The organism is Tessaracoccus luoxuelianae, from assembly GCF_054483915.1.
In genome coordinates this window covers 1,145,267-1,167,820 of sequence record NZ_CM137013.1, presented here as the reverse complement: position 1 = coordinate 1,167,820, position 22,554 = coordinate 1,145,267, and the positions used below count along the sequence as shown (strand labels likewise).

The following is a 22,554-nucleotide window of genomic DNA, read 5'->3' as shown; positions in this document are numbered from 1 at the left end:
TTGGTTGTCAGGTGGTGAGCGGCGCTGGCTTTCGGCGCCACTTGGTGGCGATGCCCGAGACCTTGCCCAGGGCCCGCGTCAGTGCGGTCGGCGGCTCCGGCGCTGCCCCGCCTCCGGTGATGATCCGATAGTTGTCGCGGGCGTTAGCCACGGCCTTGACCATCGACTTGCCCCACGGCTTGGCCAGCGAGGGGTCGACGTCGGCGATGTGCGCACCGTTGAATTCGTCGAAGTCATGGAAGCGTGCCACGACCGTGACGCCATGAAGGCGCTGCCCTTCTGTGATGACGCCGTCGTCGTCGATGACGAACATGACGATCGCGCCCTGGACGATGCCGCCGCGGAACTTGCCCATGGCCACGCGGCCACGGCGGCGGAGCGCCACGAAGAGCCTGGTGAAGGCCTGAGTCTGCTTGAAGGACAGGACGGACTGGACGATCCAGGCCAGGCCAAGTGCGACGATGAGGATCCAGAACATCAGCGTTCTCTCTCTGTCAGGGGGTGCTTCTCAAGGACGTAGTAGAACTCTTCGAACGTGGTGACCCGGCTGAGCCGCTCCAACAGGTCCCGCCGGGCGCCGAGCCGGAGCACCTCGTCGTAGACCTGGACGAGCACGCCCTCGCTCCTGCCCGGATCGGAGGGGACGCCGAGCAGCACGATGAGGCGCACCCCGTCGTCGTTGCCTTCGCGAGGGACAACCCCGATCGCGAGCATCACGCTGGTCTGGGTCTCCAGTGCGGCGTGCGGGAAGCCGAGCAGGGGGTCCAGCCTCGTCTGCGACTGGCTCTCCCTCTGCCGGACCCGCTCCCCGAAGCCGCGCTCGACCAGGCCGCGGGCCTCCAGGTGTCCGGTCATGTAGTCGACGGCGTCCTCGTAGTCCGTGCCCGCGGGCAGCGCGAAGAAGTGCGCCTCGTCGAGGGAGCCGGCGAGGACAGACCCGCCACGCGGCACTCCGCCGTCAATCGGGATGTGCAGCTGGAGGCGGTCGAGCTGGCGGGCCAGTCCAGCCCGGTCGAGGATCCGGGTGACCCGCACGACGGGAACCTCGGCGGTGACCTCCTCGTCCCCGCTGACGACGACGAGGTCGACCGTCTCGAGGTTCTCGGGGGTGGCCTCGGCCACCTGGAGGACCTGGTAGCGCGTGGACGCGGGGAGGAGTCGGGTCAGCTGGAGCCGAACGAGTTCCGCCGTGACACGACCCTTCGACGTGACGATCGCGACGCGCAGGAAGGCGGGCGGCTCTGCCTCGCCGCTGTCGAGGAAGACCTGGAAGTACGTGGCCAGCAGCGCCACCTCGGAGTCGTCGACAGGAAGGCCCACCTCGGACTGGATCACCTGCGCCGCCACCGTGGCCATCTGGTAGGCGACGGGGTACTCGACCCGGATGTCGCCCACGGCGGAGTCGTCCACCCAGATGCGGTAGCGCATCCGGTTGATCATGTAGGCCACGTGGCGGGCGAACTCGGACATGAACCGACGGCCGGCGAGGTCGATGTCCATCTCCTCGTTGACGGCGGCAAGGACCGCGCGGACGAGCGACTCCCCGTCCCCGGTGGCCGTGAAGCGCGAGGCCGCCACCGCGTCCTCGGGCGCGCGCATGCCTGCCACGGGGAGGGTGAGGAAGGTGACCTCGTCTCCACTCAGCTCCACCCCCAGCTCGGCGCTCAGGCGGGCGGCCACGGACGCGGCGAACTCGTGGGCGGGGGTCGCGGCTAGCCCCGCATAGCGCTGGGGAAGGTAGTCGATCGTGCGCCCCATACGGGCCCTGTCGACGGCCACGGTCGCCCAGCGGGTCAGCTCCGGCGCGTAGGCCCTGTCCAGACCCGCCTCGGTTGCCATCTCCCGGACGATGGCGCCGACCTGCTCCTGCCAGGGCTCGTGTGGGTAGGCCGTCGGGAAGTGCCAGCGCAACACGTGGAGCCGCTGCTGCAGTTCGGGGCCCTCCAGCTGGAGCCCGACGTTCGGCCGGCCGCTGATGGTGAGGTCGGACTCGGCCACGATGGCCCGGACGCGCGCGAGGTCGGCGACCACCGTCGTACGCCCCACTGACATCGCAGAGGCCAGCTCCTCGATCCGGACCGGGAGGATGGCCCGGAAGATCCTGGCCACGATGAAGGACGCGCGGGTGGCAAGGTCGTTGAAGGACACGTCGTCCGACACTCCGCCCTTGACCGCCCGGTAGCGCGTCGGGTCCGCGATCAGAAGGCGGTACCGTCCGTCGTCCATGGTGATGGAGGCGGCCGTGCCCAGCAGGTCCTGCAAAGCGGTCACATCTGCCGTGATCGTGCGGCGGCTGACGCCGAGATCGAGCGCCAGCTCGTCCGCGGAGACGGATCGCGCCGCCTCGAGCTGGTCGAGAATGGCAGCGGGTCGGCTCATTGTCATCACCTCACTTCGTCGTCGGCGGCTGTGTTCGGGAGGGGGGTCAGGCGGCTACGGTGACGCGGTCACCGAAGAACGAGTCCCATGGCACGTTGACGCTGCGGTCCAGACCCACCACCTCGTAGAGATGGCGCAGCAGCGGGAACTGCTCCGGGTTCACGACGCCGCGCTCGGTGAGGCGCTCCATCGCGGCGCCGATCACCTTGATGGCCGCCGCACCCTCCAGGGTCACGCCGGGCATCCGGGCGGCCGCCTCGCTGAACGTGAGGCCCGCTCCGACAAGGCGGCCGCACTTGACGTTCCTGCCTCCCATGGACGTGACGAAACAGTCGCCGATGCCGGGCAGGCCCAGCGGCGTGGTGGGGTCGCCCCCGAGGAGGTGCATGAAGTCGATCATCTCGATCGACGCCTGCCCGAACAGCGCCGCACCGTAGTTGAAGTTGACGTAACGGTCACCGGCCGCGTCGCCCATGGCGTCGAGGATGCCCGACATGAAGCCGGCCCCGAACGCGTAGCAGTTCTTGGTGGCGGCGCAGACCTCGACGCCGACGAAGTCGGAGTTGAGCCACACGTGGTAGAAGTCCGTGGCGAAGAGGTCGCGCCACATCGGCAGCACCGAGGGGTCCCCGCCCGTGAACACCACCGACGTGTGGCGGCGCACGGCGACCTCGCCGGCGATCGACGGCCCGGCGATCGCGGAGAAGGTCAGCTGGTCACGCAACTCGGCGGGGATCTGCCCGGCCAGGACCCTCGGGAGGATCTGGAGGTTACCGTCGGCGTCGGCCTCCATGCCCTTGGCGAGCGCGATGACATGCATGCCCGGGCGGAGGAGCGACGCCAACTGCTCACCCGCCCAGCGGACGCCGAAGGAGTTGACCCCGCTCATCACCAGGTCGACGCCGTCGAAGGCTTCCGCGGCGTCCTCAAGCTGGTACGCGGTGGTGCCCTCTGGAAGAGCGAGCCCCAGGTTGGGGTGCACGCCGTTTGCCTGGATCGAGGAGATGATGTCGCGGTCGAGGTGCGTACCCACGAGCCGGACGGAGTGGCCGTTGTCGGTCAGGGGTGTGGCCAGCGCGCTGGCCATGATTCCTGAACCGAGGACGACGACTGTAGCCATGATGAGCTCCCATTCCTTCGCGCTCCGCTGCGCGACACCGTTGTTTTGTCTGAATGTGTGGCTGACGCTACGCCTGAGTTTGCGTGATATCACGTCCGAACGAGTCGGTTTCCTTCCGGTTCGCTGCGGCGGACCGGCCTAACTCCCCCGCTGCGCCCGACGGGAGGTGGCAGTGTTGGGCGTGGCCGCGGACAGAGACGCCGGCGGCCTCAAGGAGCACCATGAGCATGGACCGGTACGACGCCTACGTCTTCGACCTCGACGGCACCATCTACCTCGGCGACGAGCTGCTGCCGGGCGCCAAGCGGCTGATCGAGGGGCTGCGCGCCAAGGGAAAAGTGGTGAAGTTCCTGTCGAACAACCCCACCAAGGACCCAGCGCAGTACCAGACCAAGCTGGAGGGCCTCGGCCTGCCGACGGCCCTGGAGGACATCGCCAACACCGTCGTCACCACCACCCGCTGGCTCCTCGACCATCACCCCGACGCGGCTCTGTTCGTCGTGGGCGAGGAGCCGCTCAGGCGCGCACTCCGAGAGGCCGGGTTCCGCCTGACCGAGGATCCCGCCGAGATCGACGTCATCGTCGCGTCGTACGACCGCACCTTCGACTACCGCAAGCTGCAGATCGCCTTCGACGCGCTGTGGTTCCACAAGCGCGCCATCCTCATCCAGACCAACCCGGACCGGTTCTGCCCGTTCCCCGGGGGTCGCGGCGAGCCGGACTGCGCGGCCATCACCGCCGCGATCGAGGCGTGCACGGGTGTCACGTGCAGCGCCAGCCTGGGCAAGCCGTCGCCGGTGATGCTGGAGGCGGCGCTGGGTGGGCTGGGGCTGGACGTGTCGCGGTGTCTGATGGTGGGCGACCGGCTCCACACCGACATCCAGATGGCCGTCGACGCCGGCATGGCGTCGGCCCTGGTGCTCACCGGGGAATCGACGCTGGAGGATGTCGCGGCGCTGCCGGAGGACCAGCGGCCCACTTACATCGTGGAGCGGATCGACCAGCTACTCCCCGTCGGCTGACTCCTCGGCATCCAGCACGAGCTCCGGGTAGACCGGCTGCCACATCCGCTCGAACACGTCCTGGACCGGATTCTCCAGCTCGATCGCGGCCACGCCGTCGTCCGCGGCCGCCTTCGCCACGGCGATCGCGACGGTGGCCGACACGCGGCGAAGGTCGCTGATCCTCGGCAGCAGCGGGGCCCCCGCGCCCCGGATCCCCACCATCGAGGCGACCGCCTGCGCCGCCGCCGCGATCATCCGGTCGGTGACCCGGGTGGCGCCGCAGACGGCCACCCCCAGGCCCAACCCCGGGAAGACCAGGGCGTTGTTGGCCTGGGCGATGCTGTACTCGACGTCGTCGCGCAGCACCGGGTCGAACGGGGAACCCGTGGCGAGCAGGGCCCTGCCCTCGGTCCACTCGAGCAGATCCGCCGGGGTGGCCTCCGCCAGCGCCGTGGGGTTGGACAGCGGCATGATGATGGGCTGGTGCACATGGGCGGCCATGTCGCGCACCATGTGCTCGGTGAACGAGCCCGGCTGGCCGGAGGTGCCGATGAGGAGGGTGGGGTGCACGTTGCGCACCACGTCGGTCAGCGACACCGCGCCTCGCCGATCCAGGTCCCAGTCCGCCACCTCCGCCGCGGCCCGTGCGTAGGGGCGCTGGAAGTCACGCACGCCCGCCGACGAGTCCGTGATGAGGCCGCGGCTGTTCAGACACCAGAAGCGTTGGTGGGCCGCGTCGTCGTCGAGGCCCTCGCCCGCCATCATGTCGCGCATGAGGTCCGCGATCCCCACGCCGGCGGTGCCCGCCCCGTGGATGACGATGCGCTGATCGCTCAGCCGCTCCCCCTTGGCCCGGACGGCCGCCAGCGCGGCGGCCCCCACGACGGCGGCGGTGCCCTGCACGTCGTCGTTGAAGGTGCACACCTCGTCGCGGTACCGGGTGAGGATGCGGTGGGCGTTGGCCGCGCCGAAGTCCTCCCAATGGATCATCGCCCGCGGGAACACGCGCTGGGCCGCGGCGACGAAGGCCTCCACGAACTCGTCGTAGCGCTCACCGCGCACCCGGGCGTGCCGCAGCCCCGGATACAGGTCGTCGTTGAGCAGGCCCAGGTTGTCGGTGCCCACATCCAGCCCGACGGCGATCATCCGGTCCGGGTCCACGCCGGCCGCCGCCGTGTAGAGGCTCATCTTGCCGTGGCAGATGAGGATCCCGCCCACGCCCTGGTCACCGATGCCCAGGATCCCCTCTGAGTCGGTCACCACCACGATGTCGATGTCGTCGGCGGTGCGGCCGCTGGCGCGCAGCGATTCCTCGATGTCCTCAGGTGAGTCGATGGACAGGAACACCCCATCGAGGCGGGTGAACTGCCGGCTGAACTGCTCGATGGCGTCGCCGATGGTGGGGGTGTAGACGATGGGCATCATCTCGTCGAGGTGTTCGCTGAGCAGCCGGTAGAACAGCACCGTGTTGCGGTCCTTGAGAGCGGCGAGGCGGCGGAATTTCGCCATCGGCAGCCGCGCCTCCAGGAACTGCTCGTAGGCGCGGTGGACCTGTGCGTCGATGGGTGTGACACCGGTCGGCAGGAGGCCGACCAGGCCGAGGTTCCGGCGCTCCTCCGGGGTGAAGGCGGTGCCCCGGTTGAGGCGGGGCGTTCTGAGGATGGCTCTGCCTCGAACCTTCACCTTGACTCGTGAGCCGTGGTTGCCGGGGAGGACCTCGTAACGACGTTGTTCAGGCACCCCTCAAACTTACCGCGAGCGGACAGCCCGCCGTGAGCCGGAGGGATCAGCGGTCGGCCCCTACCAGGCTCCGCACGGCCCACTCCACGGCCTCCGAGAGTTCGCGCACGTGCTGATCGTCGTCGAACACGTTCATCAGGCGACACGTCCGTTGCTGGGACTCGGTCATCCCCTGCACCACGAACGACACCCCGCGCGCCTTGAACTGCCGCACCACCGCCTTGATCGAGTCGGCGCCGGAGGCGTCGAGGATGGTCATCCGGTGGCATCGCAGGATCACGGCGCTGACCTCGTCCTCGACGGCGGTGACCTCGTCGACGAAACGGCGCGCGTTGCCGTAGAACAAGGCCCCGTCCACGCGGAACACCGCGACCTTCGGGCGGAGATGCTCGTGCTCGGGGCTCAGGTCCACGTCGCCCTCGCGGGTGTTGGTGGGCAGCCGCTGTCGGGCGACAACGGAGTAGGAGGCCATGTGGCGCAGGCTCATCAGCGCCGCCATGCCGATGCCCAGGAGCACAGCCGCGACGAGGTCGAGGAAGATGGTGGCGCCAAGAGTGAGCCAGAACGTGTTGCGGTCCGCCCGGGTGACGGCGGTGAGGGTCCGGACGAGGCCCAGGTTGATCATGCGACCGGCGGTGACCAGCAGCACGCCGCCCAGCGCCGCCATGGGGATCAGCGAGACAAGCGGCGCCAGCAGCAGCATGACCAGTAGCAGCACCACCGCGTGCGAGACGGACGCCAGCCGCGTCCTCGCTCCGGAGCGCACGCTCACCGCGGTGCGGGCGATGGCGCCGGTGGCGGGAAGCCCGCCGAAGAAGCCCGAGGCGACGTTGGCGAGCCCCTGACCCATGAGCTCGCGGTCCGGGCTGGTCGGAGTGAGATCGGGGCGCATCCCATCGGCAACGCGCGCTGACAGCAGTGACTCGAGTGCCGCCAGGGCCGCCACTGCAAATGCGGGCGCGATCAGATCCTGGAGAAGTGCCGCGTTGAAAGGCGGCAGCGCCGGCATCGGCAGGCCTGTGGGGAGGGCGCCGATTCGATGGACGTCGGCCCCGGTCAGCTCCACCGCGATCGTCGCGACGACGATTGCGATCAGGGAGAGGGGCAACCGCCGGAAGAAGCGGTGCCCGAGCAGATGAACCGCAATCACACCCACCGTCACCAGCAGCGGCTGCCAGGCGAGCAACCAGTCTGTAGCGGCGAGCGTCAGCCACGAGGACACCAGCGTGGATTCCGCCTCCGCACGCTCCGTCCCCAGGACGAGCGGGAGTTGTTGCAGCGCGATGATGACGCCGATGCCGATGGTGAAGCCCTCCACCACAGAGAGGGGGATGAACTCGACAGAGCGCCCCACCGCCGTCAATGCCATGGCCACGACGATGATGCCCGCGAAGACGGCGAGCAGCGGCACCGTCTCGACGCCATGCTTCGCGATGACCGGCAGCAGCACCACCGTCATGGCGCCGGTGGGACCTGAGACCTGCAGGTGACTGCCCCCGAAGATCGCCGCGACAAGGCCCGCGATGATCGCGGTGACGAGGCCGGCGGCCGCCCCTGCCCCGGAGGCGACTCCGAACCCGAGCGCGAGGGGAAGAGCGACGATCCCGACGGTGACGCCCGCAAGCAGGTCCTTGCCCCAGGAGGAACGCAGCCCGGCGTAGTCCTTCGGGGTCGGCCACAGTCCGGCAAAGCTCACCAGGTGGCTGCCGACGAGGGTTCGGTAGCGTTCGAGCTTCTCCCGGGGTGTCAGCCGTTTCGCTTCGATCCTGAAATCCCTGTTGCCCACGCTCACCCTCTCCGAGAGGTCAGGGTACGCCCGATCCACGAGGCGCCGCTCATCGGGGTCAGGCGCCGCCCCCGGCTCAGCGCAGGAAGAGCGCCTTCAGCCGCAGCGTGGCCGCCGTCGTGCCCAGGACGATCATCACCGCGAAGTACGCCAGGTGCCCCCAGATCGACGGCTGGATCAGGCCGGTGGTGAGCTGGCGCACCATGTCCACGGCGTGCCACAACGGCATCGCCATGATCACCCACTGCACGGACTGCGGGTACACGTCGATGGGGAAGAAGGTGGCCGAGAGCAGGAACATCGGCAACATGACGAAGTAGACGATGTCCAGGTGCTGGAACGACTTCATGAAGCTGGTGGCCGCCAGCCCGACAGCCGCGAACCCGAACGCCACCATCAGCGCGGCCGGAATGGCCAACACTGCGGTCCAGGACAGGTTCAGCCCCAGCGCCGTCGTCACCACCATGAACCCGCACGCGTAGAGCAGCCCGCGGAACAGCGCCATGATGATCTCGCCCAGCGCAACATCCATGGGGCCGAGAGACGTGGAGAGCATCTGGTCGTAGATCTTGCCGTAGCGCATCCGGAAGAAGACGTTCATCGTCGAGTCGTAGATGGCACCGTTCATGGCCGAGACCGCCATGAGCGCGGGCGCGATGTAGGCGGCGTAGGGCACGTCGCGCCCATAGAACTCGACCGAGCCGATCAGCGCGCCGAGGCCGAGCCCCATCGACAGCAGGTAGAACACGGGCTCGAAGAAGCCGGTCAGGATGATCAGCCAGTTGTTGCGGGCGACCACCCTCATTCCGCGGGCGACGACGCTGCGGGTGTTCCCGCCGTAGAGGCCGGCGAGGAACCCCGGCACGCGCGGAGCGGGAGCCTGAACCGGAGACGTCATTCGTCGAGCCTCCGCCGGAACGTGCGGATGGACAGCCATCCGCAGACCACCGCGAGAAGGGCGAGGAACCCTACGTGCACAGTGGCCATCAGCAGGGTCAGTGGCTGCCCGTACATCGCCCAGCGGCCCAGCTCCGCCGCGTGCCACAGCGGCGACACCCAGCCGATGGGCTGGAGATAACCGGGCAGCGTCTCGAGAGGGAAGTAGGTGCCGGAGAACAGGGTGAGCGGCACGACGACGAACCGCTCGATGAAGGACAGTTGGCCCCGATCGTCCTTCTGCGTGGCCACCCACGCCATGACCGCGAACCCCACGGCCACCGACAGGAGCAGCCCGACCGGCAGCAGCGCCATGGCCCGCAGCGGCCCCGCGATCCCGAACAGCACCAGCGCCGTGAGATAGAACACCAACACCGGCAGCACCCGCAGCAGCGCCGCCACCTGCACGCCCACCGCCATCTGGGCCGGGCTGATCGGTGTCAGCCGCATCGCGGGGAAGGTGTTGAACCACTTGAATCCGCCGAACACTCCGTAGGTGTTCTCCTGCGCAGACGTGAGCATCGCCGTCGACATCACCAGTGCAGGGGCGATGAAGGTGAGGTACGGCACGCCCTCGATGCCCTCGCCGCCGTCGACGAGCGCGCCGAGGCCGGCGCCGAGCCCGAGCAGGTACACGATCGGCGAGCCGATGCCGGTGACCAGCAGCGTGCCCAGGTAGCGGCGCATCCTGTGGAGGTGGTGCTCGACGACGGCCCACCAGCCCCACTGGGCGACGACGCGGTGGTCCGCGGCCATGCCGCGGTCGATGACGGGGGCGCGGGGGGTGACGTCTGCGCTCATTCGATGAGGCTCCGCCCGGTGAGGCGGAGGAACACGTCCTCCAGGGACGATCGCCGCACCAGAGACGTGACCGGCTCCATCCCCCGCTCGATCACCGCCTGAAGGGCGTGCTCGCCGTTGTCCGCATAGATGAGGACGCGGTCCGGGAGCACCTCCTGCCGCTCGCCGATGCCGGCCAGCACACGGGCGGCCTCCTCGTTGCGCGCGGACCCGAAGCGCACCTCCAGCACCTCGCGGGTGGAGTACTGGCGGATCAGCGACGGCGGGCTCCCCTCCGCGACGATCCGGCCCTTGTCGATCACCACGAGCCTGTCGCAGAGCTGCTCGGCCTCGTCCATGAAGTGGGTGGTGACCACCAGCGTCACTCCCTCCTCTTTGAGGCGGAACAGCCGGTCCCACAGGACGTGGCGCGCCTGCGGGTCCAGGCCCGTCGTCGGCTCGTCGAGCAGCATGATTTTCGGGTTGTTGATCAGCCCCCGCGCGATGGTGAGGCGGCGCTTCATGCCGCCCGAGAGGCCGTCGACGCGGGCCAGGCGCTTGTCTTTCAGCTGGGCGAAGTCCAGCAGCTCCTCGGCCCGCTGCTTAACGTAGGCGCGGGGAAGGCCGAAGTATCGGCCGTAGACGGTGAGGTTGTCGATGACGCGCAACTCCTCGTCGAGGAGGTCTCCTTGGGGGACGATGCCGAGCTGGGCCCGGATCTGCGGTCCGTGGTGGTTGGTGTCGAGGCCGAGCACGGTGAGTTCGCCGTCGGTGCGGGTGGAGGTGGCGGCGATCATCCGCATGGTGGTGGACTTGCCGGCGCCGTTGGGCCCGAGGAAGCCGAACGACTCCCCCGGCGCGATCTCGAAGTCGATCCCGTCGACGGCGGTGAGGGTGCCGTAGCGCTTGGTCAGCGCGCGGGCGGTGATCACTGGCTCAGTCACCCGCGACACACTACGACACCCCACCGACGATTCACACGGCCGCTGCGCAGGGCCCACCAGGCTTCGACACGACGCAGGGCGACGCCCGCCGACTGAGCCGCGGCCATCCCGCTGGCTGAGGAGCCGCGAAGCGGCCTCGAAGCCTAGGAAACGCGAGTTGACAAGGTCACTCTCCTCAGGCCTCGAGGCTCGTCGCTTCGCTCCTCATACCTCAGCCAGCAGGGGTCGGCACCTCACCCCTGCCGAGGTGTCACTTGCGCGAGCGGTTGCCCGACGTGCGGGTCACCTGGACGATGGTCGGGCGGGGCACCGCGACCTTGTCGCCCACCTGGACCGGGCCGCTGGCGGGCAGCTGGTCCGGGAAGTACGACGTGTGGGCGCCCCACTTGCCGTCCTCGCCCGGGTGCTGCACGGCGACGAACACGGACTGGTCCTTGTCGTGGATGACCGGGCCGCAGGTCTCGGCGTCGACAGGGACGCCCAGGAACTGCTGCACCCGGCCGCGCTCTGGGCCGGTGAGGGTCACCTTGTGCAGGGCGTCTGAGAGCTCAAGCGTGCCCGGCTGGCCGTCGGTGGAGATCCAGAGGTTGCCCTCCGAGTCGAACGCCAGGTTGTCCGGGCAGCTGATGGGCGAGACCTTGTCGGCCGGGAAGCCGGCGAAGTAGGCCGACGTCGAGGAGGCCGGATCGCCGCAGAGGAGAAGGATGCTCCACCTGAAGGTCTCCGCTGCGGCGTCGCCGTAGGCCTCGGTCATCTCGATGACGTGGCCGTCACGGTTGGGTGCGACGGGGTTGGCCTCGTCGGCGGTGCTCGTGGTGCCACGCCTGCTGTTGTTGGTGAGCGCCAAGTACACCTTGCCGGTGAGCGGGTTGGGCTCCATGTCCTCGGGACGGTCCATCTTGGTGGCGCGCATCTTGTCCGCCGCGAGGCGGGTCCAGACCAGCACCTCGTCGACGCTCATGCCCGGCACCAGCGACTCCGTGCCTCGGACCAGCGCGATCCATTCGCCGGTGCCGTCGAAGGCACCGTCGGAGGGCAGCGCGCCGTTACCCGTGATCTCGGACTGCGGGGAGTTGCCCGAGTACCTGGCCACGTATAGCGTGCCGTCCTCAAGCAACGTCATGTTGTGCGCCTTGTCGCCCTTGCGATACTTGGCGGAGGAGACGAACTTGTAGACGTAGTCGTTGCGCTCGTCGTCGCCCATATAGACAACCGCGTGGCCGTCCTTCGACATCGCGACGGTGCCGGCCTCGTGCTTGAAGCGACCGAGGGCGGTGTGCTTGACGGGCGTCGAAGTCGGGTCCTCGGGGTCCAACTCGACGATCCAGCCGAAGCGGTTGGCCTCGTTCGCGTAACCCTCATTGCGGAGGTCGAACCGGTCGTACTGCAGTTCCCACTTCCGGCCGGTTTCCTCGGGACGGATTCCGTAGCGTCCCTCCTCGGTGGAGCCGGTTCCGCGGAAGTACTGGTTGAAGTTCTCCTCGCCGGAGAGCACCGTGCCCCACGGCGTGGTGCCGCCGGCGCAGTTGTTGAGGGTGCCGATCACCTTCGTACCGGAGGGGTCGTCGGCCGTCTTCATGAGGTCCGAGCCCGCGGCCGGGCCGCTCACCGAGAACTCGGTGAATCCGGTGATGCGACGGTTGCGCCGCCCACCCCGGACGTAGGTCCACACGTCGCCCTGCTTGGCGCGCGTCAGGTCGACCACCGACAGTCCGTGGGCGGCCAGGGCGGCGTCGACGACGTCGCGCTCGTCGGTCCCGGGCGGGAACATGATGTCCTCGTTGGTGTACTCGTGGCTGGTCACGAGGTAGCCGGAGCGGTCGTTGCGGCCGTCGGAGACGATGTTGAGGTAGTCGCAGTTGTAGCCGAACTGCTTCGCCTGGGAGGCCCCGCTCTGGTTTGCGATGTCGAAGTCGGGCGAGTCATCGAAGAGCGGGTCGCCCCAACGGATGATCGAATCCCAGCGGTAGCCCTCAGGCACGGTGATGGTGTCGACGGTGCGCGCCGTCGGCTCGATCGCGGTGAAGGGGAGCTTGCCGCCGCCCTTGGGCGGGTTGCCGAAGTCGGCCGCAGCGGGCTGGGCCCAGCCGCCCACCACCAGTGCGCCGGTCACTCCGGCGCCCGCGCCGAGCGCGGCGCGGCGGGAGAACACACCGCTGACGATGTCGCGGAAGGACTCGTTGGCTGAGGTGTTCGGGGCGGGGTGCGCGCAGGCGCTGCCGCACTTGAGCTCGCAGGTGACGGGCGAGCGGTTACCGCGGGTGTGGCCGAGCATGGGAAGCAGGCGCTTCATGGAGGGTCTCCTCTTGGTGGTCGGTGGGTCCCGACCATCCAACGCGACACCGGCGGCCACGTCCCCCACCGTCGGGTGACCGTTCGGTGAACACTCGGTGACCCCGCCCCTGTCGGGCTGGGGGTTTGAGCAAATGGAACGGGTCAAACCCCGAAGCGGCCCATTTGATCGATCACATTCGCCGCGACCCGTTCCATTTGCTCAAACTCCACCCAGCCACAGGCGATGCAGAGTGGGGTCGGGGACCAGTTCGGGGTGGAAGGTACAGGCCACGACGGCGCCCTGACGGACCGCGACCGGCTCGTCCCCCCTGGTGGCCATCACCTCGACGCCTGCACCCACCCGCTCGATCCTGGGTGCCCGGATGAACACGCCCCTCATCCGGTGGGGCGCTCTTTCGCGTGCGGGCGGGCCCGACGGCGGGTCGGGCCGGGCATGCCCCATCGCGACGCTCGACCGTGCTCGCGCAGCTGCCGGGGTCAGCTCAACGTCCGCCTCGCCCGACGCGAGCTGGGCCCCGAACGCGTTGCGCCGCACCGTCACATTCAACCCGCCGATGGTGGGAAGCCCCGCGAGCGCGGCCGGGTCCGCGACATCGTCGGCGAGCAGGATCAGCCCCGCGCAGGTGCCGAACACGGGCAGCCCGCCGTCGATCCGGTTCCGGATCTCCGTGAGCAGGCCCGACGGGCGGGCCAGCCTCGCGATCGCCGTCGATTCGCCCCCTGGCAGCACGAGGCCGTCCACCCCGGCGAGATCGGCGGGGGTTCGAACCGGGCTCACGTCGTGACCCAGCAGCCGCAGCACGGCCGCGTGCTCCCGAACAGCGCCCTGGAGGGCCAGGATGCCGACAATCACCAGCCGCGCTCGGACAGCCGGTGCGGGGCAGGCACGTCGGCCACGTTGATGCCAACCATGGCCTCGCCCAGACCCCGCGACGCCTCCGCGATCGCCGATGGATCGGCGAAGTGGGCGGTCGCGGCGACGATGGCCTTGGCCCGCCGCTCGGGGTTGCCGGACTTGAAAATGCCGGAGCCCACGAACACGCCGTCGGCGCCGAGCTGCATCATCATCGCGGCGTCGGCCGGGGTGGCGATTCCGCCGGCCACGAACAGCACGACGGGGAGCGCGCCGTCGCGGGCCACGCGCCGCACCAGCTCGTAGGGGGCGGCGAGCTCCTTGGCCGCAACGAACAGCTCGTCCTCAGATTTCGCAGCGAGGGCGCGGATCTCGCCCTTGATGGTGCGCAGGTGCTTCATCGCCTCGGACACGTCGCCGGTGCCGGCCTCGCCCTTGCTGCGGATCATCGACGCGCCCTCGGTGATCCGACGCAGCGCCTCACCCAGATTGGTGGCGCCGCACACGAACGGAACGTCGAAGCGGGTCTTGTCGATGTGGTTGACGAAGTCCGCGGGCGAGAGCACCTCGGACTCGTCGATGTAGTCCACACCGAGCGCCTGCAGGACCTGAGCCTCGACGAAGTGGCCGATTCGGGCCTTGGCCATCACCGGGATCGACACCGTCTCGATGATGCGGTCGATGAGATCGGGGTCGCTCATCCGGGCCACGCCGCCTTGCGCGCGGATGTCTGCCGGCACCCGCTCCAGCGCCATCACCGCGACCGCGCCCGCCTCCTCCGCGATCCGGGCCTGCTCGGGAGTGACGACGTCCATGATCACTCCGCCCTTCAGCATCTCGGCGAGGCCGGTGTTGACGAGGGCGCGAGGGGACACAGGTGCATCGGTAGCAGTCATGGGCACGATCTTCGCCGCCGTTTCTGGACCAGACAAGAGCCAGACCCTTTCCAGTTTGTTGGGCCAGTTGTAGGGTGGGGCCATGGAGTCGGACGCGCTCTCCACGCTTGCACTGGATCGCACTCCGGGCGCCGCCCCGCTCCCGACGCAGATCGCGGCCGGGGTACGCGGACTGATCGCCTCGGGAGCTCTCGCGAGCGGCGACGTGCTGGCCTCCAGCCGGTCCGCCGCCGAGACCCTCGGGGTGGCCCGCGGTACGGTGAGCGCGGCCTACGACCAGCTGGCAGCCGAGGGATACCTGGTCACCCGGGACCGCTCAGGAGTGCGTGTGGCCCCCAACCTGTCCTCGGCCGCCCCTCGCACCCCGGCTCCAGCCCGGCGCACCCCCTCGTCGCCGCACCGCCCCCCGCTCGACTTATCGTCCGGGCACGAATCCTCCCGCCCCCTGGATGACGCCCTCTGGCGCTCCGCCCTGCGGGCCGCGGTCTCGCCGGGCGGACCACAGCTGACCGACGCCATCGCTCAGCACCTGCGCCTCATGCGTGCCATGGCGGTGGACCCCTCGGCCGTCATCGTCACCGCGGGCGCCCGCTCCGGACTCGCCCTCCTCCTGGGGGCGGTGGCCCGGCGCACGGGCGTGCGGCCCCGTGTGGCCGTAGAGAGCCCCGGCTTCCCCGGCCTGCGCCGGGTGCTGGAGGTGCTGGGCGTGGAGGTCATCCCGGTACCCGTCGGCGCCGACGGCGTGGATCTGGGTGCGCTGGACCGGGCGCTGCCCCTGGACCTGGTCCTGGTCACGCCCAACCATCAGTTCCCGGCCGGCACCGCGCTGCACGCCACCGGCAGGCAGGCGCTGATCGGCTGGTCGATGAGCACCGGCGTCCTGCTGGTGGAGGACGACTACGACTCCGAGTACCGGCACCTTGGGCCGCCCCTGCCCCCGCTCTGGAGCCTGGCGCCCGACGTGGTGGCCCACCTCGGCACCTTCGCCGCGGTTCTCGGCCGCGACGTCGGGACGGGCTACCTGGTGGCCCCGCCGTCGTGGCAGGACGAGCTTCTGGAGGCGCGGGCCGCACTCGGCGGCGGAGTGGCGCCCATCGTGCAGCGGGCCTTGGCGCGCTACCTGCAGACCGGCGGCCTGCGCAGGCGCCTGGCCAGGGCCCGCCGCCGGGCGGACGCCGCCCAGGCTGAGGTGACGCGCCGCGTCGACGACCTCCGTCTCGGCCCCGTCGTCGATTCCGTGACCGACACCGGACACCTACTGGTCCTTCACATGTCCGCCGAGGCAGCCACCGCGGTGCGCGTGGACTGCAGCCGGCGCGGGCTCCTCATCGCGGACCTCGCCGACGGGTGGGCCGGGAACCCAGGGCTCACCGGGCTCCTGCTCAGCTACGGGGGCCACGAGCCGGGCGACGTCCGCCGGGCCGTGGCCGTCCTGGCCGACGCGGTGGGCGCGCCGGGCGCAGACCTCACGTCTGGATGATCTGGAACCGCACCCCCTGGTCACCGGCCATCGTGGCCAAGCGACAGGGGTAGCCGGCGAACCTAAGCGGGAGCCTCACCCGACGCCGTCACGACGGCGGGCTGCGCCGGATAATCCTCCGGTCCGAACATCGAGCGCCGACCCTCGAAGGCCCGCCCGAGCGTCACCTGGTCCGCGTACTCGAGGTCACCGCCGACCGGCAGACCGCTGGCCGGCCTGGTGACGCGCACACCGAAGTCTCGGAGCATGCGGCTCAGGTAGGACGCGGTGGCCTCCCCCTGCGTGTCCGGGTCCGTGGCGATGATCACCTCGCTGACCACACCGTCGGCGAGGCGCTGGAACAGCTCGCGTGTGTGCAGGTCCGCCGGGCCGCGGCCGTCGATGGGCGAGATCGAGCCGCCGAGGACGTGGTAGAGGCCGCGGAACTCGTTGGTGCGTTCGATGGCCACGACGTCCTTGGACTCCTCGACGACGCACAGCTGGCTGCGGTCGCGGCGGGGATCCCGGCAGACGCGGCAGCGCTCCTCCTGCGAGATGTTGAAGCAGACCTCGCAGAATCGGGAGGACTCCTTCACGCGCCGCAGGGTGTCCGCGAGCAGGTAGACCTCCTCCTCCGGGGCGTCGAGGAGATAGAAGGCGATGCGCTGCGCCCCCCGCGGGCCGATGCCCGGCAGCCGGCTCAGCTCGTCGATGAGGTCCTGAATGGGCCCTTCGTACACGGCGGCGGTCAGCCCCCGAGGCCGGGCATGGGCGGCATCGACGGCAGGTCCGGCATGGCCGCCGCGGTGGCTGCGTCCGCTTCGGACTTGGCTGCACGGAACGCCGCGATGATGAGGGCTGACAGCGTCTCCGGGTCCTCCGGGTCCCACGCCTCGGGCGTGATGTCGAGCCTCTCGATGTCTCCGGCGCCGGTGAGGGCGACGGTCACCACGCCCCCGCCAGCCGAAGCGGTGAAGGTCTTCTCGGCGAGCTCGGCCTGGGCGCGCGCAAGGTCTTCCTGCAGCTGCTGGGCCTGCTGCATCAGGGCATTGATGTCGAAGTCACCAAACATGGTTCGTCTACTCCTGGGTGGGTTGGGGAAAGCTTAGGTTCACGGCTCGTTGAGATCGCGCACCGAGATGACCTCGGCGCCGAAGGCGTTGCTCAGCAGCTCCTCCGCGTTGTGGGCCGAGTCCAGCACCTCGTCGTCTGTGGAGACCTCCGGCTCCGGGCTCGGATCCGGCGGGGCGACGACGGGTGCCGGCTCGGGCGGGGCTGTGGGCGCCACCGGCGCGCCGGAGGGGCGCTGGACGGGCTGCGACGGGGCGTCCTCGCCGGAGACCATGACGGCCTGGATCCGCAGCTCCACGCCGATCACCTGGATGAGCGCGTCCGCCAGCACGTCCTGGCTTCCGCCACTGCTGAAGTTGTCCTTGGGTCCGCTCTGGGTGAACCCGAGGTGCAACACGCCGTCGGTCACGTCCAGCACCTGGGCGTGCTGGCTGAGCAGCATGAACGTGAAGCGGCGGCGACGCTTGACCTCCTCCAGCACGTTGGGCCAGACCCGGCGCAGCTCAGCAGCGTTCAGGCCGGCCCGCTGGGCCGGGGTGGCCGACGGCGCCTGCGGCCGGGTGGGCTCTGGCGTCCGCGCAGGGGCCTCTCCGGGGTTGGCTGCCGAGGCCTGGGCGGGCGGCGACCCGGCGGAACGCTGACGCGGCGGCTCGCCCGCGGGCCTGCGCTCAGCCGGCGCCGACGGCGGCGCAGGTTCGGGCGCGGCCTCGGGAGTGGGGCTAGGGGTGGGCCGAGGCGACCTGGCCGCGGCGCGGGGCGTCTCGATGCGTTGGGTGGGTTCCCTGACGTCCTCCCAATCCGCGACCTTCGCGGCCGACTCGCCGTCGCCCATCATGCCGACCCGCCTCTCGAGCCGGTCCATCCGCGCGTGCAGCCCGCGCTCGTCCGCGTCCGCGCCGGGCAGCAGCACCCGGGCGCACATCAGCTCCAGGTGGAGCCGCGGCGCGGTGGTGCCTCGCATGTCCGTGAGGCCGGTGGCGATCACCTCGGCGGCCCTGGTGAGCTCGCCGGCCCCCAGGCCCGCCACCTGGGTCTGGAGGCGCTGCGCCTGATCCGCGGCCACATCCAGCAGTCCGTTGGTGGCGGCCTCCGGCACGGCGGCGAGGATGATCAGGTCACGAAGGCGGCGCAACAGGTCTTCGGCGAACCGGCGCGGATCCTGCCCCACCTCGATCACCTTGTCCACCGTCCGGAACACGCCGGCCGAATCCCCCGCCGCGAAGGCGTCCATGATCTCGTCCAGCAGCGCGTCCGGGGTGTAGCCGAGGAGGGCGGCGGCCTGCGTGTAGCTGACGCCCTCCTCGCCTGAGCCGCCGAGCAGCTGATCCAGCACAGAGAGGGAATCGCGCACCGATCCGCCTCCGGCGCGCACCACCAGCGGGATGGCGGCCTGATCCACCGCGACACCCTCGCTCTGGCAGATGTCCGCCAGGTAGTCCACCAGCATCCGCGGAGGCACCAGCCGGAAGGGGTAGTGGTGCGTGCGCGAACGGATGGTGCCGATGACCTTCTCGGGCTCCGTGGTGGCGAAGATGAACTTGGTGTGCGGGGGCGGCTCCTCGACGAGCTTGAGCAGGGCGTTGAAGCCCTGCGTGGTGACCATGTGGGCCTCGTCGATGATGTAGATCTTGTAGCGGCTGGCGACGGGGGCGAAGTAGGCGCGCTCCCTCAGGTCTCTGGCGTCGTCCACGCCACCGTGGGAGGCGGCGTCGATCTCGATCACGTCGATGGAGCCCGGCCCGCCTCGCGCCAGGTCCTTGCAGGAGTCACACGTGCCGCACGGCGTGTCCGTGGGGCCCTGCTCACAGTTGAGGCAGCGCGCCAGGATGCGGGCCGAGGTGGTCTTGCCGCAGCCGCGCGGCCCGGAGAACAGGTAGGCGTGGTTGACCCGGTTGCTGGCCAGCGCCCGCTGCAGGGGCACGGTCACGTGGTCCTGACCGATCACCTCCGAGAAGGCGTCCGGCCGGTAGCGACGGTAGAGGGCCAGGGGTGACGCGGGAGACTCGCGGCGGGGGCCGGCGCTCAGCTTCGACGGCGGCACGTGCAGCGCGGGCGCATCGACGGTGGCCTCAGGCTCCAGGTCATCGAACAGGCCGGGGCCGTCCATCGGCTCGAAGCCGGGCAGATCAGCTGCCGCGACCCCCTCGTCGGCGATGGGGGCGTACTCGTCCTCGTCGTAGTCGTCCACGCGACCCACCCTATTCCAGAGGCCCGACAATTCCAGCGGCAAAGAAAGGGGTCCCTCGCGCACCCAGCAGAGCTCACTTACCCTTGCTGCCTTCCGACCCTGGGGGGGTTGGGCGAGATACCGCCGCGCGAGGAACCTCCGTCAACTCTACCCCATCCCCTGAGGCTCCCGGGAGCCGATGAGGCCTCACGCTGGAGGCGGGGTGCTGCCCTAGTCTGGCGGCCATGGTGAGCAGTCAGGATCCGGTGATCGCGCAGGTGTGGAGGGGTGGGTACGTCGAGTGCCTGCATCACGGATCGGTCGTCGTCACCGCTCCAGGCGGGGCGCTCCGCTTCGCGGCCGGCGACGCGTCAATCCCCCTCCTGCCCCGCTCGTCCCTCAAGCCGCTCCAGGCCGTCGCGATGCTCCGCCACGGGCTCGACGTCGAAGGCGCGGAGCTCGCCCTCGTCGGCGCCTCGCACTCGGGCGAGCCGTTCCACCTCGACGGAGTCCGCCGCATCCTCGACGGCGCCGGCCTCTCGCCGGCGGACCTGCAGACCACACCCGGGGTACCGTCGGACGCCGTCGCGCAGGCCGACTGGCTGGCGGGCGGGAACGGGAGGGAGCCGCTGGCGCACAACTGCTCCGGGAAGCACGCCGGCATGCTGCGGACCTGCGTGCGGGCCGGCTGGAGCATCGAGTCCTACCTTGAGGCCGACCATCCTCTGCAGCGCGCCTGCCGCGACACCATCTCCGAGCTGGCCGACGACCCCGTCGGGGTTCCGGTGGTCGACGGCTGCGGCACGCCGGCGTTCCCCCTCAGCCTGGCTGGACTGTCGCGGGCGTTCGGGCGACTCGCGAGTGCGCGCTCAGGGCCTGAGCTGCGGGTGGCCGAGGCCTTCCGCACCCACCCCGAGTACGCGTCGGGGACGCGGCGCGACGAGCTGGTCCTCCACCGCGAGGTGCCGGGCCTGGTGACGAAAGTGGGCGCGGAGGGCTGCTTCGCGGCGGGTCTGGCGGACGGCACGGGTGTCGCGGTGAAGGCGGGCGACGGGCACCACAGGGCAGCCGTCGCAGCACTCGTGGCCGTGCTGGCAGCGCTGGGCCACGACACGGCAACGCTGCGGGAGCTGCAGCCGGAGCCCGTGCTCGGCCACGGCCGGCCCGTGGGCCGGATAACCGTCGATCCGGGCCTCGACGCCGCGTTGCGCGCCGGTCTCGGCTGACGGGTCCCGCCGTCGAATGTCGCGGGGCGGTCCGATAGTCTGCGCCCGCCCCGCCGTCTCCCCCAGAGGTCTGTATGAACGCCGTTGTGCTGTCCGTTGTCGTGATGCTGGTGCTGTCGGTGGCACGCGTGCACGTGGTCCTGGCGCTGTTTCTCGGCGCCCTGATCGGCGGCCTCGCCGCCGGCCTCGGCCTGGAGGCAACCATGGTGGCGTTCCAGGACGGCCTGGCAGGCGGCGCGAAGATCGCGCTGAGCTACGCGCTGCTCGGTGCTTTCGCGATGGCGGTGGCCCACTCGGGGCTGCCGCAACTGCTCGCCAACTGGCTGATCCGCAAGCTCGATTCGGACGACCTCACGACGTCCCAGAAGGTCACCCGCTGGACCACCGCGGGCCTCCTGACCGGAACCCTGGCCATGGCGATCATGAGCCAGAACCTCATCCCGGTCCACATCGCGTTCATCCCGCTGCTCATCCCGCCGCTGCTGATCGTGATGAACCGCCTGCAACTGGACCGCCGCGCCGTGGCGAGCGTGCTGACGTTCGGCCTCGTCACCACCTACATGTTCCTGCCGATCGGCTTCGGGAAGATCTTCCTGAGCGACATCCTCTACGGCAACATCATCTCCTCCGGACTGGACGTGAGCGACGTCAACGTCATGTCCGCGATGGGCATCCCCGCACTCGGCATGGTGATCGGCCTCCTGGTGGCCGTGTTCGTCACCTACCGGCGCCCCCGCGACTACGACCGGGACGCCGTCGTCGACCACGACGCGCCCACCGAGATCAAGCCGTTCCGCATCGTCATCGCCCTGGCTGCCATCGTGGTCTCGTTCGGGATCCAGACCTGGCTGACGCTCGCTGGATCCGCTGCCGATCCGCTGCTGGTGGGCGCGCTGCTCGGCCTGTGCCTGTTCATCATCACCGGCGCTGTGAAGTGGCAGGACGCCGACGAGGTCTTCACCGGCGGCATGCGCATGATGGCGCTCATCGGGCTCATCATGATCGCGGCCCAGGGATTCGCGTCCGTGATGCGCGCGACCGAGCAGATCGCCCCGCTGGTCGAGGGGTCAGCAGCGATCTTCGGGGACAACCGGGGCATGGCGGCCTTCGTCATGCTGCTGGTGGGCCTGCTCGTGACGATGGGCATCGGCAGCTCGTTCTCGACGCTGCCGATCATCGCGGCGATCTACGTGCCGCTGTGCGTCTCGCTCGGATTCTCGCCCGTGGCGACCGTGGCCATCATCGGCACCGCAGGCGCCCTGGGCGACGCCGGTTCGCCCGCCTCGGACTCGACGCTCGGACCCACCGCGGGCCTGAATGCCGACGGGCAGCACGACCACATCCGAGATACCGTCATCCCCACTTTCCTGCACTTCAACCTGCCACTGCTGGCCGCTGGGTGGGTCGCGGCGATGGTGCTGTGACCCTTCACCCGGTCCGACTTGAGTCGCCGTCGTCGCCTCCGGTAGGGTCTCGCGTGGAGGATTCGCCTAGAGGCCTATGGCGCTCGCTTGGAAAGCGGGTTGGGTTAACGCCCTCACGAGTTCGAATCTCGTATCCTCCGCCACCACGATTCCCGCTCTGACTAGGGCGGGAATCGCCATTTCTGGGGCACAGCGGGGTGCCAGACGCGATTCGTGCCCCGAATGTGCCCCGAGTTTTTTGGGAGTGCGTGCGCTTCGTGGGGGCACTCGTATCATTTTCCTGGGTGCGATGGACAGGGGAGTCCCGCATTCAGGCGCCAGGACCCTGCGGCCGCACAGCGCTACATGCCTGGGCGCGCCGGGCATCGTTGACAGGTCGGTGGTCAGGATGGTGCTTGCGTGGACGGACGTCTCCGGTCAGGCAGCTCCCACGGGAGGCGGGGTCAGCTGTCGACACATGTCCGGTTGGTGCCT

General features: G+C 69.8%; 18 protein-coding genes, 1 tRNA gene and 1 other RNA gene. 5 read left to right on the top strand and 15 right to left on the bottom strand.

Annotation, left to right across the window (positions count from 1 at the left end):
• Nucleotides 1-7: 7 nt before the first annotated feature.
• The 3 genes from ACX1D1_RS04990 to ACX1D1_RS04980 are packed head-to-tail and all read right to left on the bottom strand — an operon-like array spanning nucleotide 8 to nucleotide 3,499.
• Nucleotides 8-478: a transcriptional regulator GutM gene (locus ACX1D1_RS04990; RefSeq protein WP_459056169.1), complete on the bottom strand. Its 471-nt coding sequence runs from the start codon at nucleotides 476-478 to the stop codon at nucleotides 8-10.
• Nucleotides 478-2,379: a BglG family transcription antiterminator gene (locus ACX1D1_RS04985; protein WP_459056168.1), complete on the bottom strand. Its 1,902-nt coding sequence runs from the start codon at nucleotides 2,377-2,379 to the stop codon at nucleotides 478-480. Before ACX1D1_RS04985 ends, ACX1D1_RS04990 begins: the two co-directional genes overlap by 1 nt.
• A 46-nt stretch (nucleotides 2,380-2,425) precedes the next feature.
• On the bottom strand, nucleotides 2,426-3,499 hold the full coding sequence (locus tag ACX1D1_RS04980) for an NAD(P)H-dependent glycerol-3-phosphate dehydrogenase (protein ID WP_459056167.1): 1,074 nt from the start codon (nucleotides 3,497-3,499) through the stop codon (nucleotides 2,426-2,428).
• A 221-nt stretch (nucleotides 3,500-3,720) separates the two neighbouring features.
• On the opposite strand from ACX1D1_RS04980, the gene ACX1D1_RS04975 reads away from it, so the two are divergent.
• Complete coding sequence (locus ACX1D1_RS04975; RefSeq protein WP_459056166.1) at nucleotides 3,721-4,521, top strand: HAD-IIA family hydrolase; 801 nt, start codon at nucleotides 3,721-3,723, stop codon at nucleotides 4,519-4,521.
• Here ACX1D1_RS04975 and maeA read toward each other — a convergent pair.
• The 8 genes from maeA to pdxS all read right to left on the bottom strand — a co-directional run bounded on the left by maeA (nucleotide 4,504) and on the right by pdxS (nucleotide 14,733).
• Nucleotides 4,504-6,243, bottom strand: coding sequence for an NAD-dependent malic enzyme (gene maeA, locus ACX1D1_RS04970; RefSeq protein WP_459056165.1), 1,740 nt, complete (start codon nucleotides 6,241-6,243; stop codon nucleotides 4,504-4,506). The two genes, ACX1D1_RS04975 and maeA, sit on opposite strands and share 18 nt — an antisense overlap.
• A gap of 46 nt (nucleotides 6,244-6,289) precedes the next feature.
• Entirely contained in the window at nucleotides 6,290-8,029 is a 1,740-nt protein-coding gene (locus ACX1D1_RS04965; protein ID WP_459056164.1) for a SulP family inorganic anion transporter, read from the bottom strand.
• A 76-nt stretch (nucleotides 8,030-8,105) separates the two neighbouring features.
• Nucleotides 8,106-8,927 carry an ABC transporter permease gene (locus tag ACX1D1_RS04960; RefSeq protein WP_459056163.1) on the bottom strand — a complete coding sequence of 274 codons (822 nt, stop codon included), beginning with the start codon at nucleotides 8,925-8,927 and terminating at the stop codon, nucleotides 8,106-8,108.
• Nucleotides 8,924-9,766: an ABC transporter permease gene (locus ACX1D1_RS04955; protein ID WP_459056162.1), complete on the bottom strand. Its 843-nt coding sequence runs from the start codon at nucleotides 9,764-9,766 to the stop codon at nucleotides 8,924-8,926. The genes ACX1D1_RS04960 and ACX1D1_RS04955 overlap by 4 nt, the downstream gene beginning before the upstream one ends.
• The gene (locus ACX1D1_RS04950) at nucleotides 9,763-10,689 is read right to left on the bottom strand and encodes an ABC transporter ATP-binding protein (RefSeq protein WP_182782085.1); all 927 of its coding nucleotides are present in this window, start codon (nucleotides 10,687-10,689) and stop codon (nucleotides 9,763-9,765) included. Before ACX1D1_RS04950 ends, ACX1D1_RS04955 begins: the two co-directional genes overlap by 4 nt.
• A 250-nt stretch (nucleotides 10,690-10,939) precedes the next feature.
• Complete coding sequence (locus tag ACX1D1_RS04945) at nucleotides 10,940-12,982, bottom strand: PhoX family protein (protein ID WP_459056161.1); 2,043 nt, start codon at nucleotides 12,980-12,982, stop codon at nucleotides 10,940-10,942.
• 201 nt (nucleotides 12,983-13,183) lie between these two features.
• Nucleotides 13,184-13,837 carry a pyridoxal 5'-phosphate synthase glutaminase subunit PdxT gene (gene pdxT / locus ACX1D1_RS04940; protein WP_459056160.1) on the bottom strand — a complete coding sequence of 218 codons (654 nt, stop codon included), beginning with the start codon at nucleotides 13,835-13,837 and terminating at the stop codon, nucleotides 13,184-13,186.
• Nucleotides 13,834-14,733: a pyridoxal 5'-phosphate synthase lyase subunit PdxS gene (gene pdxS, locus ACX1D1_RS04935; protein WP_182799168.1), complete on the bottom strand. Its 900-nt coding sequence runs from the start codon at nucleotides 14,731-14,733 to the stop codon at nucleotides 13,834-13,836. The genes pdxT and pdxS overlap by 4 nt, the downstream gene beginning before the upstream one ends.
• Nucleotides 14,734-14,815: 82 nt before the next feature.
• Between pdxS and pdxR the strand changes: the two genes are divergently transcribed.
• Nucleotides 14,816-16,213 (top strand): MocR-like pyridoxine biosynthesis transcription factor PdxR, encoded by a 1,398-nt coding sequence (gene pdxR / locus ACX1D1_RS04930; RefSeq protein WP_182799169.1) that lies wholly within the window; start codon nucleotides 14,816-14,818, stop codon nucleotides 16,211-16,213.
• Between the two features lie 62 nt (nucleotides 16,214-16,275).
• Here pdxR and recR read toward each other — a convergent pair whose 3' ends face one another.
• From recR to ffs, 4 genes are all read right to left on the bottom strand, one after another.
• The gene (gene recR, locus ACX1D1_RS04925) at nucleotides 16,276-16,932 is read right to left on the bottom strand and encodes a recombination mediator RecR (RefSeq protein ID WP_182782081.1); all 657 of its coding nucleotides are present in this window, start codon (nucleotides 16,930-16,932) and stop codon (nucleotides 16,276-16,278) included.
• Between the two features lie 8 nt (nucleotides 16,933-16,940).
• Nucleotides 16,941-17,264 carry a YbaB/EbfC family nucleoid-associated protein gene (locus tag ACX1D1_RS04920; protein ID WP_182782080.1) on the bottom strand — a complete coding sequence of 108 codons (324 nt, stop codon included), beginning with the start codon at nucleotides 17,262-17,264 and terminating at the stop codon, nucleotides 16,941-16,943.
• A 39-nt stretch (nucleotides 17,265-17,303) separates the two neighbouring features.
• Complete coding sequence (locus ACX1D1_RS04915; protein ID WP_459056159.1) at nucleotides 17,304-19,460, bottom strand: DNA polymerase III subunit gamma and tau; 2,157 nt, start codon at nucleotides 19,458-19,460, stop codon at nucleotides 17,304-17,306.
• Between the two features lie 34 nt (nucleotides 19,461-19,494).
• Nucleotides 19,495-19,591, bottom strand: an RNA gene (gene ffs, locus ACX1D1_RS04910) — signal recognition particle sRNA small type.
• Nucleotides 19,592-19,675: 84 nt separating this feature from the next.
• Between ffs and ACX1D1_RS04905 the strand changes: the two genes are divergently transcribed.
• The 3 genes from ACX1D1_RS04905 (at nucleotide 19,676) to ACX1D1_RS04895 (ending at nucleotide 22,223) form a co-directional block, all read left to right on the top strand.
• Nucleotides 19,676-20,656, top strand: coding sequence for an asparaginase (locus ACX1D1_RS04905; protein WP_459056158.1), 981 nt, complete (start codon nucleotides 19,676-19,678; stop codon nucleotides 20,654-20,656).
• Nucleotides 20,657-20,730: 74 nt separating this feature from the next.
• Entirely contained in the window at nucleotides 20,731-22,080 is a 1,350-nt protein-coding gene (locus ACX1D1_RS04900) for a Na+/H+ antiporter family protein (protein WP_182782078.1), read from the top strand.
• Nucleotides 22,081-22,135: 55 nt separating this feature from the next.
• Nucleotides 22,136-22,223, top strand: a tRNA-Ser gene (locus ACX1D1_RS04895).
• Nucleotides 22,224-22,554 lie beyond the last annotated feature (331 nt).